Source organism: Gordonia phosphorivorans, assembly GCF_042432625.1.
GTDB classification, from domain to species: domain Bacteria; phylum Actinomycetota; class Actinomycetes; order Mycobacteriales; family Mycobacteriaceae; genus Gordonia; species Gordonia phosphorivorans.
Map to the genome: position 1 here is coordinate 48721 of NZ_JBHLWV010000027.1, position 14473 is coordinate 63193.

Sequence of the window (14473 nt, forward strand, 5' to 3'; positions counted from 1 at the left end):
GGATCTCTCCTTCCGGGCATTGGGCCACACTGGGGTTCGTGCATTCTGGTCTCTCGCTCTGGCGTCGACGGCTCGTGGCGACCGATCCGGCGCGCACACGCCTCATCGAGGCCGCCGCCATCGCCCTCGCGGTGGCCGTCACCGGTCTCGTCGCCTGGTCCCTGGTGCACGTCGGACACGAGGATCACGCCCTCCTGGCGATGGGTCCCTTCCTGGCCCTGTACGCGGGCATGGTGGTCAAGGACTCCACCCGGCGCGCGCGCCTGATCACCACGGCGCTGCTGACGGTGCCCCTGCTCGCCACCCTGAGCCTGGGCGCACTGCTGGATCGTTGGCGCCCGGTGGAGATCGGCGTGTTCATCGCGGTGGCCGGCGGCGCCACCTGGCTGCGCCGCTTCGGCCCGCGCGCCAACGCCCTGGGGATGATGGCCTTCTTCGGCCTGTTCTTCGCGGTCTTCCTGCGACCCTCGCTGGCACACCTGTTCCAGTTCTGGTTGGTCGCGGTGTGTGCGGTCGGCTCCGTGCTGCTGATCCGACTCGTGCTGCTGCGGGCGGTACCGCGCCGCCAGATCGTCGCCCTGCTGGGCGAGTTCCGCGGTGCGGGCAGCTACGCCCTGGAGTACACCCTGGCGGCCGAGCCCGAGGTGCAGGCCACCGGGCTGCAGGCCACCGGGCTGCGGCGCAACCAACTCGCGCGCATCGACGACGTGAGCCGCGCGATCGACCGCTGGCAGTCGCAGTTCGCCACCGCGCGGGTGATCGACGCCGACCCCACCGAGTTCGCCGCCGCGGTCCTGGATGCCCGGATCGGCCTGGAACACACCTGCCTGGAACTCGTCGCGCTCGATCGCTCCGCCCGGGATCCGGCGGCGGGCGGTCTGCTGGCCGACGCCGTGGCCGACCTGCGGGCCGTGCTGGCCCCCGGCGCGACCACCGTCGAGCGGGACGCCGCCGCCGCACGGGCACACGCCCACCTGCAGCTCACCGACGCGGACAGCCCCGACGAACTGGCGGTGGTGATCACCAACCGGGCCGTCGTGGCGCACGCGCGGCTGCGCGCCGTCGACCTGACGCGGCCGCGGGAGGAGCGCGCGCGGGGTCCTCGGACGCAGCCGACGTCCCCGAAAACCCTGACAGCCCCGAAAACCACGACACCCCCGACACCACCGACGGCACCGGCTCCCCCCGCGCCGACTCCCCCGACCGCGCACTCGCGGTGGCGTCCGTGGCGGGGTTGGCGGCCCACCACGCGGATGGCCGTGCAGGTGATGGTGGCCGCGGCGCTGTCGACCGTGGTCGGCGAGCTGATCTCCGCCGATCGCTGGTACTGGGCCGTCGTGACCTCGTTCATGATCTTCGCCGGCACCACCACGCGCAGCGGCATCCTGACCAAGGCCTGGCGCCGCGTGGTCGGCACCCTCGCCGGCCTGGCCGTCGGGTTCGCCCTCGCCTTCCTGCTCGCCGGCAGCCCGCCCGCGCTGATCGTGATGTGCGTGGCCAGCGTCTTCTGCATGCTGTACTTCGGACCGCTCAACTACGTGTGGCAGTCGTTCTTCATCACGGTGCTGCTGGCCGCCATGTTCGGCCTGCTGGGCATCCTCGACCACGAGCTTCTCGAGCTGCGTCTGGCCGAGACCGCGGTCGGCGCCGTGATCGGTGTGGCCTGCGCCTACCTGGTCTTCTCCACCAGCTCCCGGCCCGCACTGCTGCACCAGATGGACGTCTACTTCGACGCCCTGGACGACCTGCTGCGGCAGGTCCGCACGGCCGCGACCCGGCCCGGCCTCGCCGAGCCGGTCCTCGCCGGCGTCCGCCGCCTCGACACCGCTCACGTGGAGCTGCGCGACTTCGCGAGCGGCATGTCGGTGGGTTTCGTCACCGGCAAGCGCACCCTCGCCGCCGATCTGGGCCACCTGCTGCTGGTCACCACACAGCTCGCCAACCAGCTCGCCCGCTTGACCGTCGTCTCCACCACCGCGCCCCGCACGCCGCACCCGAGCGAACTGGACGCCGCCCTGACCGACTCCGTCGACCACCTGCTGCAGTCATCGGCACGGGCCCGGGCCGCGCTGGTGCACGGCAGCCCCTCGCCCGGCAGCACGCTGGAGACGACGATCGCCGATCGGTTCGCCCGGCTGCCCCCGAGAACCCGGCTCGACCAGCTGGACATCTCGCTGACGATGTCCCACTTGAACTGGGCGTTGCTGCGCTCGGTCGAGGTACGCGCACACTCCTGAGCGACGACCGGCTAGGTTCGTATCCGATGTCCATTCCCGTGTATCCCCCGCTGCCCGTCGCGCCGCCGCCCGCCCTCGTGGTGGACGGCGACTACCAGTTCGGCACCTACGACGGCCCCATTCCGACCATCAACCCGCTCGACGTCGGTGCCGGTCGCCGACGTTTCTCCGGGCTGCGCACGGCCGGCCGCAACCTGCGGCTCAAGGAGTGGGAGGCCTTCCAACTCGGCGACGACGACTGGTTCGTGCTGGGGGCGGTCTACAACGCCAAGGCGGTGGGCTTGATCCAGGTGCTCGCCGTGCACAAGCACTCGGCGACGATCACCCGCTGGGAGACCAAGATGCCGCCGCCGACGCTGTCGGTGGCGCGCGGCCTGCTGCGCTCGTCCTCGCGCGGTCGGGTGGCCGACTTCCGCGTGGAGGTGGTCAATCATCTCGAGCGCGGCCGCCTCGCGGTGGACGCGCACCACCCCGGCGACCGGCACCGGCCGTCGATGGGCCTGCACGTGACCGGTCGCTGCGGACCCGAGGAGGCCGCCCACCTCGTGGTGGTCCACCCGTTCAGCGCCGACCGCGCGCTGTACTCGCACAAGGTCATGATGCCGATGACCGGCAACCTGGTGATCGGCGGCGACCACGTCGGTTTCGCCGAGGACCGGGGGTTCGCGATCCTCGACGACCACCACGGTGACTACCCGCGGCCGCTCCGATACGACTGGGTGACCGCGGCCCGCCGCACCGCCTCCGGGCAGGTGGAGGGCTTCAATCTGACCCACAACCAGGTCCTCGATCCCGCCCAGTTCAACGAGAACGCGATCTGGATCGGCAACCGGTTGCATCGGCTGCCGCCGGTGACCGTCGAACGGCCGCAGGGCCCGTGGGGCAAGTGGCTGATCCGGGATGCCTCCGGCGCCGTCGACGTCACCTTCACCCCGACCGTGCGGTCGACGATGCACGTCGGCCCGGCCAAGGCACTCGCCGAGTACTACGCGCCCTACGGCTGGTACGAGGGCGCCATCGAGGCCGAGGGCGCCCGCCTGAACGTCGACGGGATGTTCGGCGTCGGCGAGCAGAAGCGCATCACCGTCTGACCCCCGGACACCCCGAAACCCCCAGAGCCCCGAATCTGCAGAGCCCCCCGCGGACCGTTCGGGCCCGCGGGGTTCCAGCAGGTTCTACGGAACGATGTTGACCATCCGGCCGGGCACGTAGATCACCTTCCGGGGCTCACCGTCCAGCAGGGCAGCGATCTTCTCGTCCGCGAGCGCCGCCGCCACCACGGTGGCTTCGTCGGCGTCGGCGGCCACCTGAATGCGGCTGCGAACCTTGCCCTTCACCTGCACCGGCACCTCCACGGTGTCCTCGACGAGGTACGCCTCGTCGACCTCCGGGAAGGGGCCGTAAGCCAGAGAAGTGTTGTGGCCCAAGCGATTCCACATTTCCTCGGCCAAGTGCGGGGCCAGCGGAGCGAGCATGAGGATCAACCCCTCCACGGCCTCGCGCGGCGCCCCGTCCGGGTAGCTCTTGGTCAGGTGATTGGTGAACTCGATCAGCTTGGCGCCCGCGGTGTTCATCCGCAGCGCGGCCAGGTCGGCCCGCACACCGCCGATCGTCTTGTGCATCACGCGCAGCGTCTCGTCACCGGCCGGCGTGTCCTGGACACGCACCGACCCGGACTCCTCGTCCACCACCAGGCGCCACACGCGCTGCAGGAACCGCTGGGCACCGACCACGTCCTTGGTGGCCCACGGCCGGGACTGGTCCAACGGACCCATCGACATCTCGTACACCCGCAGGGTGTCCGCGCCGTAGTCGCGGCAGATGTCGTCGGGCGCCACGGAATTCTTGAGCGACTTGCCCATCTTTCCGTATTCCTGGGTCACTTCCTCGTCGCCGTAGAAGAACGTGCCGTCGCGCTCGACGACCTCCTCGGCGGGCACGTAGACACCGCGCGCGTCCGTGTAGGCGTAGGCCTGGATCATGCCCTGGTTGTAGAGCCGACGGTACGGCTCCCGGCTGGTCACGAAGCCGAGGTCGAACAGGACCTTGTGCCAGAAACGCGAGTACAGCAGGTGCAGCACCGCGTGCTCGACGCCGCCGATGTACAGGTCCAGTCCGCCCGGATCGTTCGCCCCGTGCAGCTCGGGTCGCGGACCCATCCAGTACGCCTCGTTCTCCTTGGCGCACAACGTTTCCTGGTTGGTCGGGTCGATGTACCGCAGCTGGTACCACGAGCTGCCGGCCCACTGCGGCATCACGTTGGTGTCCCGCGAGTAGGTCTTCAGACCGTCGCCCAGGTCGAGGTCGACGGTGACCCATTCGGTGGCCTTGGCCAGCGGGGGAGACGGACGGCTCTCGGCGTCGTCGGGGTCGAAGGAGACCGGCGCGTAGTCGGCCACCTCGGGCAGTTCCACCGGCAGCATCGACTCGGGCAGGGCCACCGGCGCGCCGTCGTCGCCGTAGACGATGGGGAAGGGCTCGCCCCAGTACCGCTGGCGGGCGAACAGCCAGTCGCGCAGCTTGAACTGCACGGTGCCCTGGCCGGCGCCCTCGGACTCCAGCCGTTCCACGATCGCGGCCTTGGCCTCCTCGACCGCCATGCCGTCCAGGAAACCCGAGTTGACCAGCGGTCCGTCGCCGGTGAACGCGGCCTCGGCGATGCCGACGTCGCTGCCGATCACCTCGCGGATGGGCAGGCCGAAGGCGGTCGCGAACTCGTAGTCGCGCTCGTCGTGACCGGGCACCGCCATGATGGCGCCGGTGCCGTAGCCGATCAGGACGTAGTCGGCGATGAACACCGGGAGCTGCTCGCCGTTGACCGGGTTGGTGGCGTAGCTGCCGGTGAAGACACCGGTCTTCTCCTTGTTCTCCTGGCGCTCCAGATCGCTCTTGGCCGCGATCGATGCGCGGTAGGCGGCCACCGCCGCCCGCGGATCGGCGGCACCGGCGGTCCAGCGCGCATCGGTGCCCTCCGGCCACGCGTCGAGCACCAGCCGGTCGACGAGGTCGTGTTCCGGGGCGAGCACCATGTAGCTGGCGCCGAACAGGGTGTCCGGGCGCGTGGTGAAGACCTCGATCGACGCTTCGCCGGGCACCGGGAACTGCACCCGGGCGCCGTGCGATCGGCCGATCCAGTTGCGCTGCATGGACTTGACCTTCTCCGGCCAGTCCAGCAGCTCCAGGTCGTCGAGCAGCCGGTCCGAGTACGCGGTGATCCGCATCATCCACTGGCGCAGGTTCTTGCGGAACACCGGGAAGTTGCCGCGCTCGCTGCGACCATCCGCGGTGACCTCTTCGTTGGCCAGGACGGTGCCCAGGCCCGGGCACCAGTTGACCAGCGAATTGCTCAGGTACACCAGGCGGTACGAGTCCAGCACCTCGCGGCGATCGGCCTCGGCCAGCTCCGACCAGACCCGGCCGTCGTCGAGAGCCCTTGTGCCGGAATCGAATTCGGCGATCAGCTCGGACATGGGGCGGGCCTTGGCCTGCTCGACGTCGAACCAGGAGTTGTAGATCTGCAGGAAGATCCACTGCGTCCAGCGGTAGAAGTCGACGTCGGTGGTGGCCACCCGGCGGCGCTCGTCGTGACCCAGGCCCAGGCGCCGGATCTGCTGCAGGTAGCGCTCGATGTTGGCCTCGGTGGTGGTCCGCGGGTGCGTGCCGGTCTGCACCGCGTACTGCTCGGCCGGCAGACCGAACGAGTCGAAGCCCATCGTGTGCAGCACATTGCGCCCGGTCATCCGCGCGAAGCGCGCGTAGACGTCGGAGGCGATGAAGCCGAGCGGATGCCCGACGTGCAGCCCCGCGCCGGAGGGGTAGGGGAACATGTCCTGCACGAACAACTTGTCCGGCGCCTGCGGGTCGGGCCCGGAGAAGCCGGCGAAGTCGCCGGCGAGCGGCCCCACCGGGTTCGGGGCCGCGAAGGTCTGCTCGGTGGTCCAGTACTCCTGCCAGCGGGATTCGATGTCACCGGCCGTCTGTGCGGTGTAACGATGTCCCGGGGTGCTGTCGGCGATGCTCACCCGACCAGGGTAAATCCTCACCGATGTCGCCCGCACAGCGCCTCGGTCGTACAGTTGATGGCGTGTATGCCGCCTCGCTGATCGTCGCCGTCCTTGCTTTCGCGCTCGCCGCGTTGTGGGCCGTCGTCGGCGTAGCCGGATTGCTGCAGAAGTTCCCCGGCAATCGCTGGGTCGGCGTGCGCACCCCGGAGACCATCCGTTCGGAGCAGGCCTGGATCCTGGCACACCGCGTCGCGGCCCCCGGTTTCCTCGGCGGCGCTGTCGCCGCCGCCCTCGGTGGAGCGCTGGCGCTGGTCAACTCGTGGGGCTTCCTCTACGCGCTCGGCGGACTGATCCTGGGTCTGCTCGCGATCTCGGTGGTCAGCGGAGTGGCCGTGCGCGCCGCCGAAGCCGTCGCCGAGCCGGTCGAGTCCGGCGGCTGCAGCAGCGGATGCTGCTCGCCCGCCGCCGAGACCGACGAGACCGGCCTCGACGACGAGGGTGCGGCCGCAGCGGCCGCCGACTGCGGTCAGTCCAGTTGCGGATCCTGCGCGCTGAGCGGCATGTGCCTGCCGGAGTCGCAGGCGGGCAGCAGTAGCGCTCCCTGATGCTCGGCAAGATCCTGTCGAAGTCACCGCTGGACGGCTTCGTACTCTCGATCATGCTCGCGGTGGTCGTCGCCGCGTTCCTCCCGGCCACCGGCGCCTTCGCCGACGTGCTCGACTACGTCGTCATCGCCGCGATCGCGCTGCTGTTCTTCCTCTACGGCACCCGGCTGCATCCCAAGGAGGCGCTGGAGGGCCTGACGCACTGGCGCCTGCACCTGACCATTCTCGGCTTCACGTTCGTCCTGTTCCCGATCATCGGCGTGGTGCTCGCACCGCTGCTCAAGCACCTGATCGGCGACGACCTGTCGATGGGCATGCTGTACCTCACGCTGGTGCCGTCGACGGTGCAGTCGTCGATCGCGTTCACCTCGATCGCCCGCGGCAACGTGCCCGGCGCCATCGTGAGCGCCTCGGTGTCCAACCTGCTCGGCGTGTTCCTGACGCCACTGCTGGTGGTGTGGCTGATGAGCACCGACTCCGGCGTGCAGTTCTCCGGCGCCTCCATCACCAAGCTGATGTTGGAGATCCTGCTCCCGTTCATCGTGGGCCAGCTGCTGCGGCCGTGGGTGGCGCCGTGGCTCGCGCGCTACGCCGAGCCCACCAAATACGTCGACCGCGGTTCCATCGTGCTGGTGGTCTACGTGGCCTTCAGCGAGGGCGTCCGCGAAGGTCTCTGGTCGCTGGTGAGCGCCTGGCAGGTGGTGCTCATGACGATCATCGCGACGGTGCTGGTGATCGTCATGCTGCTGCTGTCCGGCTGGCTGCCCAAACGCCTGGGCTTCTCCCGCGCGGACACCATCGCGATCCAGTTCTGCGGCACCAAGAAGTCCCTGGCCACCGGCCTGCCGATGGCCACGGTGCTGTTCGCGGGCTCGTCGGTGGGTCTGATCGTGCTGCCGCTGATGATCTTCCACCAGGTGCAGTTGATCCTGTGCTCCTGGCTCGCCACCCGCTACGGGCGCCAGGCCGAACCGGTACCCGCCGCCTGACTCGCAACCGACGGGGCCTGTGCCAGGCTGTGACGATGGGACAGCACCAGTTGAACGGCCGTGTCGTCGCGGTGACCGGCGGCGCCGCCGGGATCGGGCGGGAGATCGCCGCCGCCGCACACGCCGCCGGGGCACGCGTCGCCATCGGCGACCTGGACCGCGAGCGCACCGAACGCGCCGCCGACGAGCTGGGCGTGCGCGGCTACCCGTTGAACGTGACCGACGAGGCGTCGTTCCGGGAGTTCCTCGACGCCGTCGATACCGATCTGGGCCCCGTCGACGTGCTGGTGAACAACGCCGGCGTGATGTGGGTGGGACCGTTCGACGCCGAACCGGAGACCGCCACGGCCGCCATGTTCGACGTCAACGTCCTCGGCGTGATCCGCGGCGTCCGTCTGACCGCCCCGCGCATGGCCGCTCGCGGCCGCGGCCACATCGTCACCATCGCGTCCGCCGCCGCGAAGCTGTCGCCGCCGGGGGAGTCGACGTACGCCGCGACCAAACACGCCGTCCTCGGCTATCTGACCGGTGTCCGGGAGGAGCTGCGCGGGAGCGGCGTGCAGATCTCGGCGATCCTGCCCGGCGTGGTCGACACCGAACTGGCCTCGGGAACCGCGACCGGTGCCGCGGCGCTGCTCACGCCCGAGAAGATCGCGGCCACCGTCCTCGACGTGATCGTCGCGCCGCGGTTCGTGACCACCGTGCCCGGTTACATCGGCCCGTTGGTGGCGATCACCGGTCTGCTGCCGCAGCGGCTGCGCGATGCGTTCCTGCGCCGCGCGGTGCCGAACCAGCTGACCACCGCGGGTGCCTCCCGCGCCGACTATCAGAAGCGGATGTTCGGCTGACGCCGTCGAGGCCCCCCGAGATCTACGAGGCGCCGGGGGGAGGCGGCACGGCGCAGCTTGATGCGGTGCACCAGCCAGCGCACCAGGACCAGCACCGCCGCTGTGCCGATCAGCCCGATCACCATCACGCCCATCAACTGCACGCCGGCGGTGGCGCCGAGCAGGTAGGACAGCAGCAGCACGGTGGTGGCCCAGGTGGTGCCGCCGAGGAACGTGGCCAATGCGTAGCGGTGCGCGGGAACCTCGGACATCCCGGCCGCGATGGGCACCAGGGTGCGCACGTAACCGATCCAGCGACCCACCGGCACCGTGACGTAACTGTTGTTGCGCACCCGTTCCTCGGCGCGTTCCCATTGCGCGTCGCCGAACTTGCGGCCGGCCCACGAATGCTGGATCCGCGGCCCGGAGAAATGGCCCAGGGCATAGCCGGTCATGTCGCCGCACAACGCGGCCAAACACGCGCAGGCGATCACGATGTAGATGTTGGGCTGGCCGATCGCGGCGGCGACGCCCGCGGCGATCAGCACCGCTTCACTGGGCAGGATCAGCCCGAGGATCAGGACCGAGGTCTCCAGGTACACCACGCAGAGGACGACGAGGTAGACCGCCCACGGGGGAGCCATGTCGACGACAGAGGTCAACCATTCGGAAATTTCGTGCATATCAGTTGGTCAGCGGATCCGCCGGGTACGTGGCCAACAGGGGCAGTGGCCAGTCCTGACGCCGCAGCACCGCCTGCCAGACGTCGACGTCGGCCGGTGCCAGCAGATCCGACGGCAGGCCGGGTGCGATCCACCAACTGCCTTCGGCGAGCTCGTCGTCCAACTGGCCCGCATCCCAGCCGGCGTAACCGGCGAAGATCCGCAGGCCGGTCAGCACCGGTTGCAGGTCGTCGGGGTCGGCGTCGAGATCGACCATGCAGACCGGGCCGCGCACCTGGTGCAGCTTCGGCTGGGTGGCCAAGTCGATTCCGGTCTTGACCACGGCCAGGCACACCGCGGACTCGGCCTGCACCGGTCCGCCGATGAACACCGCACGCGGCGAGGCCGCCAGTTCCGACCAGTCGGGGAGGACGTTGTAGACCGCGGCCTGGCTCATGCGATTGAGCACCACGCCGAGCGTGCCGTGCTCGTCGTGCTCGATGACATAGATCACCGTCCGCGCAAAAGTGGGACCGGTCAGGGACGTCGACGCGATCAATACCGAACCCGGTCCGACCTGCGCCGGGTCACGGAAGTCGTCGGCAGTCACCCGTCAATCATGGCACAGCCGCCGCACGTCGTCTCCGCCGTCGGTGCGACCCCGAGATCGGTAGGCTCGATCAGTGGGCTTCCTCCGATCGCTTGGGCATTCACCCGGACTGTGGCGACTGCTGCTGGTCCGGCTGACCAGCCAGCTCAGCGACGGGGCGTTCCAGGCCGCATTGGCCTTCTCGATCCTGTTCAACCCGGATCGGCACACCGACCCGATGGCCGTCGCGCTGGGCTTCGCGGTGCTCTTGCTGCCGTATTCGCTGATCGGACCGTTCGCCGGCGCGCTGCTGGATCACTGGGACCGGCGTCGGGTTCTCGTCTGGGTCAATGTGCTGCGGGCCGTCGCCGTCGCCCTGGTGGCGGTGGTGATGGCCACCAGTGCGCCCGATGCGGTGGTGCTGATCTCCGCGCTCCTGGTGACCGGCTGCAGCCGGTTCGTCGCCGCCGGACTCTCCGCCTCGCTGCCCCATGTGGCATCCCGCGACGTGTTGATCGAGATGAACGCCTTCTTCACCACCCTGGGTGCCGGCCTGCTGGCCGCGGGCACCCTGGTCTCGGTGGGCCTGCGGGCCATCTTCGGCGCCGACAACGCCGGATCGGCGGCCACCCTGCTGGCCGGCGCCGGGATCGTGCTGATCTCCGCGGCCCTGGCCGCGGGTTTCTCCCACCGCTTCCTCGGGCCCGACGTCCCCGACGACGCCGGACGCAGTGCCGTCTACGCGATGGCCCACGGGCTGGGGCACGGCCTGCGCGCGGCCGCGACCACGCGGACCGTGGCCGTGGTGCTGTCGGCCATCGGTGTGCACCGGTTCGTGTTCGGCATCAACACCCTGATGCTCCTGCTCATCGTGCGGTCGATGGATCTGGGTCCCATCCGCGGCCACGACGTGGGAGCCCTCGCCCTGATCGGTGCGGGGGTCGCGGTCGGCGCCCTGCTGGCCGCCTTCACCACGCCGGTCGCCGTGCATCGGCTCGGGCGGCGATGGACCATTGTGGCCTCGCTCGCCGTGGCGGTGGTGGCCGAGCTGATGCTCACCCACATCACCTGGGTCACCGTGATCGTCAGCGCCGTCCTGCTGGGCCTGGTGGGGCAGACCATCAAGCTGTGCGGCGATCTGGCGATGCAGGCCGACATCGCCGACACCTACCGGGGCCAGGTCTTCGCCGTGCAGGACGGCCTGTTCAACACCGCCTTCGTGCTGGCCATGATCCTGGCCGCCACCGCGCTTCCGGCCGACGGCATCGACCCGAAGCTGGTGGTCCTGGCCGCCGGCCTCTACCTCTTCGGCGCGATCGGCGTCGGGCTCCTCCACCCGCGCCACGTGCCCACCCGAATCGAAACCCCGGTCGACCTCCACCCCGCCCACTGACCCGCTCGGCTCGTTCGCGCCGGCCGGACACGTTCGCGTCGACCGCGACTGCCGCGAACGCGATGCAGCGGCGCGAATGCGGCTGAGCGACGCGAACGGGGGAGGGAGAAGCGGGGCGGCTCAGGGCAGCGGGGTCGCGCGATCGGCGTTGCCGTCGCCGTCGGTGTCCTCCAGGACCGTGTCGGGAACGCCGTCGCCGTCGTCGTCGACGATGAGCCGACCGACCTGCGCGGGCAGCTCCCACAGCCCCTCGCCGCCGTCGGCGAACACCGCCTCGCCGGTGCCGTCGTCGTCCAGGTCGAGCACCGCACGATCGGCCACGCCGTCACCGTCGCTGTCCCACATCGCGTCGTCGCGCAGGCCGTCGCCGTCGAAGTCGAGGGCGACCGCATCGCCGATGCCGTCGTGGTCGAGATCCAGATCCGCCGGACTGTGCCACGTGGACAGCGATCCGTCGCCGGTGCCGAAGAAGTACTCGAGGCCGTCCATACCGGTTAGACGCGCCGCGGCCCGCCCCGGTTCCGTGACACGCCGGAGGGGACACGCCCGCGGGTTAGTACCCCATCGTGCGGATCGCGGAGGCGAGGGCGTCCAGCTGCGAGCGCCGCACATCCAGGTGCGGCGAGATGCGCAGCAACGACTGCTCGCCGGCCAGCGGGGCCCGCCAGGATTCGGCGGCCGTGACCAGAATGCCGGTCTCCCGGAGCGCCACCTGCGCCGTCGCGACGTCGCTGGCCTGCCAACCGGGGGGAGGGGCCAGCGTCACCAGCGCCGACGGCTCGTCGATCGGCTCCAGCACCTCCCAGGAACCGATGCCATCCAGCCGTTCCCGGGTGATCTGACCGATCCGTGCCAACTCGCGGTAGACGCGCTGCTGACCGATCTCCTTCACTTCCGCCACGGCCTGGCCCAGACCCAGACTGCCCGCGACGTAGGCCTCCGACGATTCGACCTGCACCGGGCGCAGGGCGTCGCTGCGGACGGCCAGGAAGCCGACGCCGCGCGGGCCGGTCAGCCACTTGCGCGAGGTGCCGTAGACGATGTCCGCGCCGGTCACCGTGGGGATGTGGCCGACGGCCTGGGCCATGTCGACCACCACCGACACCCCGGCGTGGTGCGCCACCTCCACGATCTGCGCGACCGGCTGCACCACCCCGCTGGCCGAACCGATCTGGCACACGTGAAGGAAGTCTGGCTGCTCGAACTGCAGCATGTTCTCCAGGGCATCGACGTCGACGTGCCCGAACCGGTCGGCCGACGGCATCGTCCGCACCGCGATGCCGCGACGCTCGAACTCGTCGAGGTTGGGGCCGAACTCGTTGACCGCCACCCACACGGTCGCCGCCAGCGGGAGATTCCAGTTGTTGAGCAGCGCGCGCAGGCAGGCGCGGGCGCTGTCCCGGAACGACAGCTCCTCGGGGCGATGTCCGATCAGCGCGGCCAGGTCCCGACGACCCCGCACCAGCATCTCGGCCTGCTCCTCGGCCGCGACGTAGGCGCCGCGTTCGGCCTCCCGCCACAGATGCCCGGTGATGGCGTCGATACTCGCGCGCGACGCGCGACCCGCCGACGCCGCGTCCAAGTGATCGATCGACGGTTCAATTCGTGCGGTATGCCACTGTTCGCCCAGGTCGCTGCAGTACATGCCTCAAATCTACCGGTGCGACCACCATTGGCGTAATGCCGCCTCGGCCTCCTCGCGGGACAGCGGTCCCGCGTCCAGTCGCAACTCCTTCAAAAAGCGCCACGCCTGCCCCACTTCCGGGCCGGGAGGCAGATCGAGGATCTCCATGATGGCGTTGCCGTCGAGGTCCGGGCGCACCCGATTCAGGTCCTCGGCCTCCTGCAATACGGCGATGCGGCGCTCGAGGTCGTCGTAGGTCTCCTGCAGACGCCGCGCGCGGCGGCGGTTGCGCGTGGTGCAGTCGGCGCGCACCAACTTGTGCAGTCGTTCCAGCAGCGGACCGGCGTCGGTCACGTAGCGCCGGACCGCCGAATCGGTCCACTTGCCCTCGCCGTAGCCGTGGAATCGCAGGTGCAGGAACACCAGCTGGGCGATGTCGTCGACGGTCGCCTTGGGGTACTTGAGCGCGCGCAGCCGCTTGCGCACCATCTTGGCGCCCACCACCTCGTGGTGATGGAAGCTCACCCCACCGGCGTCCTCGTGCTTGCGGGTGGCGGGCTTGCCGATGTCGTGCAGCAGCGCCGCCCAGCGCAGGATGGGGTCCGGCCCCGCGTCCTCGAGTTCGATCGCCTGCCGCAGCACCGTCAACGAATGCTGATAGACGTCCTTGTGCTGGTGGTGCTCGTCGATGGTGAGCTGCATGCCGGGGATCTCCGGCAGGATCCGGTCCGCCAGCCCCGTCTGCACCAGCAGCTCGATCGCCTCGATCGGATGCTCACCGCAGATCATCTTGTCCAGCTCCACCGCGATCCGCTCGACGGTGATGCGATCGATCTCGCCGGCCAGCTGCTCGATCGCGGCCAGGGTCCGCGGAGTCAGAGCGAAACCGAGCTGGGAGACGAAGCGGAGCCCGCGGAGCATGCGCAGGGGATCGTCGTTGAACGAGTCCTCCGGCGCCGCCGGCGTGTCGATGACGCCGGCCAGCAGGTCGTCGATGCCGCCCAGCGGATCGACGAACTCCTGGTTGCCGTCGGCGTCGATCCGCACGGCCATGGCGTTGATCCGGAAGTCGCGGCGGATCAGGTCGCCGTCCAGGGTGTCGCCGAAGGTGACCGTGGGATTCCGGCTCACCCGGTCGTAGACGTCGGCGCGGTAGGTGGTGATCTCGATGGTGTGGTCACCCTTGGCGCCGCTGACGGTGCCGAAGTCGATACCGGTCTTCCAGGTCACGTCGGCCCACGCGTCGAGGATCTCCACGATCACCTCGGGGCGCGCGTCGGTGGTGAAGTCGAGGTCCTCGCCCAGCCGTCCGAGGACCGCATCGCGGACACTGCCGCCCACCAGATACAACTCGTGGCCACGCGCGGCGAACCGCTGCGCGAGGGGCGTGAGCACGTCGCTCAGGTCGCGCAGGGTGATCGCGGCGGCCGCGAGCAACCGGGCCCGTCGCTCCGCCCGGGCCGCGATCACCGCGGCATCCGCGGGGGCACTTTCGGTCATGACATGCCAGCCTACCGAGCCTGCAGGGTTGCTTGAGCTAACG

General features: G+C 70.0%; 12 protein-coding genes. 6 read left to right on the plus strand and 6 right to left on the minus strand.

Annotated features, from left to right (window positions below; genetic code table 11):
* The first annotated feature begins 38 nt into the window (after positions 1–38).
* Entirely contained in the window at positions 39–2237 is a 2199-nt protein-coding gene (locus ACFFJD_RS14585) for an FUSC family protein (protein ID WP_382365415.1), read from the plus strand.
* A gap of 26 nt (positions 2238–2263) precedes the next feature.
* Complete coding sequence (locus ACFFJD_RS14590) at positions 2264–3328, plus strand: DUF2804 family protein (RefSeq protein WP_382365417.1); 1065 nt, start codon at positions 2264–2266, stop codon at positions 3326–3328.
* Positions 3329–3412: 84 nt separating this feature from the next.
* On the opposite strand, the gene leuS is transcribed toward ACFFJD_RS14590, so the two are convergent.
* Positions 3413–6259: a leucine--tRNA ligase gene (gene leuS / locus ACFFJD_RS14595; protein WP_382365419.1), complete on the minus strand. Its 2847-nt coding sequence runs from the start codon at positions 6257–6259 to the stop codon at positions 3413–3415.
* A 62-nt stretch (positions 6260–6321) separates the two neighbouring features.
* Between leuS and ACFFJD_RS14600 the strand changes: the two genes are divergently transcribed.
* From ACFFJD_RS14600 to ACFFJD_RS14610, 3 genes are read left to right on the plus strand one after another with little or no spacing between them, the layout of a single operon-like run.
* On the plus strand, positions 6322–6846 hold the full coding sequence (locus ACFFJD_RS14600; RefSeq protein ID WP_382365421.1) for an SdpI family protein: 525 nt from the start codon (positions 6322–6324) through the stop codon (positions 6844–6846).
* Positions 6846–7835 (plus strand): bile acid:sodium symporter family protein, encoded by a 990-nt coding sequence (locus ACFFJD_RS14605; RefSeq protein ID WP_382365423.1) that lies wholly within the window; start codon positions 6846–6848, stop codon positions 7833–7835. The genes ACFFJD_RS14600 and ACFFJD_RS14605 overlap by 1 nt, the downstream gene beginning before the upstream one ends.
* Before the next feature lie 35 nt (positions 7836–7870).
* Complete coding sequence (locus tag ACFFJD_RS14610; RefSeq protein ID WP_382365425.1) at positions 7871–8683, plus strand: SDR family oxidoreductase; 813 nt, start codon at positions 7871–7873, stop codon at positions 8681–8683.
* Here ACFFJD_RS14610 and ACFFJD_RS14615 read toward each other — a convergent pair.
* Positions 8662–9324: a DedA family protein gene (locus tag ACFFJD_RS14615; protein WP_382365427.1), complete on the minus strand. Its 663-nt coding sequence runs from the start codon at positions 9322–9324 to the stop codon at positions 8662–8664. The two genes, ACFFJD_RS14610 and ACFFJD_RS14615, sit on opposite strands and share 22 nt — an antisense overlap.
* Before the next feature lie 22 nt (positions 9325–9346).
* Positions 9347–9934: a YqgE/AlgH family protein gene (locus tag ACFFJD_RS14620; protein WP_382365429.1), complete on the minus strand. Its 588-nt coding sequence runs from the start codon at positions 9932–9934 to the stop codon at positions 9347–9349.
* A 73-nt stretch (positions 9935–10007) separates the two neighbouring features.
* On the opposite strand from ACFFJD_RS14620, the gene ACFFJD_RS14625 reads away from it, so the two are divergent.
* Complete coding sequence (locus ACFFJD_RS14625; RefSeq protein ID WP_382365431.1) at positions 10008–11306, plus strand: MFS transporter; 1299 nt, start codon at positions 10008–10010, stop codon at positions 11304–11306.
* 120 nt (positions 11307–11426) lie between these two features.
* Here ACFFJD_RS14625 and ACFFJD_RS14630 read toward each other — a convergent pair whose 3' ends face one another.
* The 3 genes from ACFFJD_RS14630 to ACFFJD_RS14640 all read right to left on the minus strand — a co-directional run bounded on the left by ACFFJD_RS14630 (position 11427) and on the right by ACFFJD_RS14640 (position 14430).
* A complete protein-coding gene (locus ACFFJD_RS14630; RefSeq protein WP_382365433.1) occupies positions 11427–11795 on the minus strand; it encodes a hypothetical protein in 369 nt (122 codons plus the stop codon).
* Positions 11796–11859: 64 nt separating this feature from the next.
* Positions 11860–12951 carry an aminotransferase class V-fold PLP-dependent enzyme gene (locus tag ACFFJD_RS14635; protein ID WP_382365435.1) on the minus strand — a complete coding sequence of 364 codons (1092 nt, stop codon included), beginning with the start codon at positions 12949–12951 and terminating at the stop codon, positions 11860–11862.
* Between the two features lie 9 nt (positions 12952–12960).
* Positions 12961–14430 (minus strand): CCA tRNA nucleotidyltransferase, encoded by a 1470-nt coding sequence (locus ACFFJD_RS14640; RefSeq protein ID WP_382365437.1) that lies wholly within the window; start codon positions 14428–14430, stop codon positions 12961–12963.
* Positions 14431–14473: the final 43 nt, after the last annotated feature.

Coding starts and splice junctions, on each gene's coding strand:
- ACFFJD_RS14590 (WP_382365417.1), top strand. CDS start 2,264: ATGTCCATTCCCGTGTATCCCCCGCTGCCCGTCGCGCCGCCGCCCGCC.
- ACFFJD_RS14605 (WP_382365423.1), top strand. CDS start 6,846: ATGCTCGGCAAGATCCTGTCGAAGTCACCGCTGGACGGCTTCGTACTC.
- ACFFJD_RS14610 (WP_382365425.1), top strand. CDS start 7,871: ATGGGACAGCACCAGTTGAACGGCCGTGTCGTCGCGGTGACCGGCGGC.
- ACFFJD_RS14630 (WP_382365433.1), bottom strand. CDS start 11,795: ATGGACGGCCTCGAGTACTTCTTCGGCACCGGCGACGGATCGCTGTCC.
- ACFFJD_RS14635 (WP_382365435.1), bottom strand. CDS start 12,951: ATGTACTGCAGCGACCTGGGCGAACAGTGGCATACCGCACGAATTGAA.
- ACFFJD_RS14640 (WP_382365437.1), bottom strand. CDS start 14,430: ATGACCGAAAGTGCCCCCGCGGATGCCGCGGTGATCGCGGCCCGGGCG.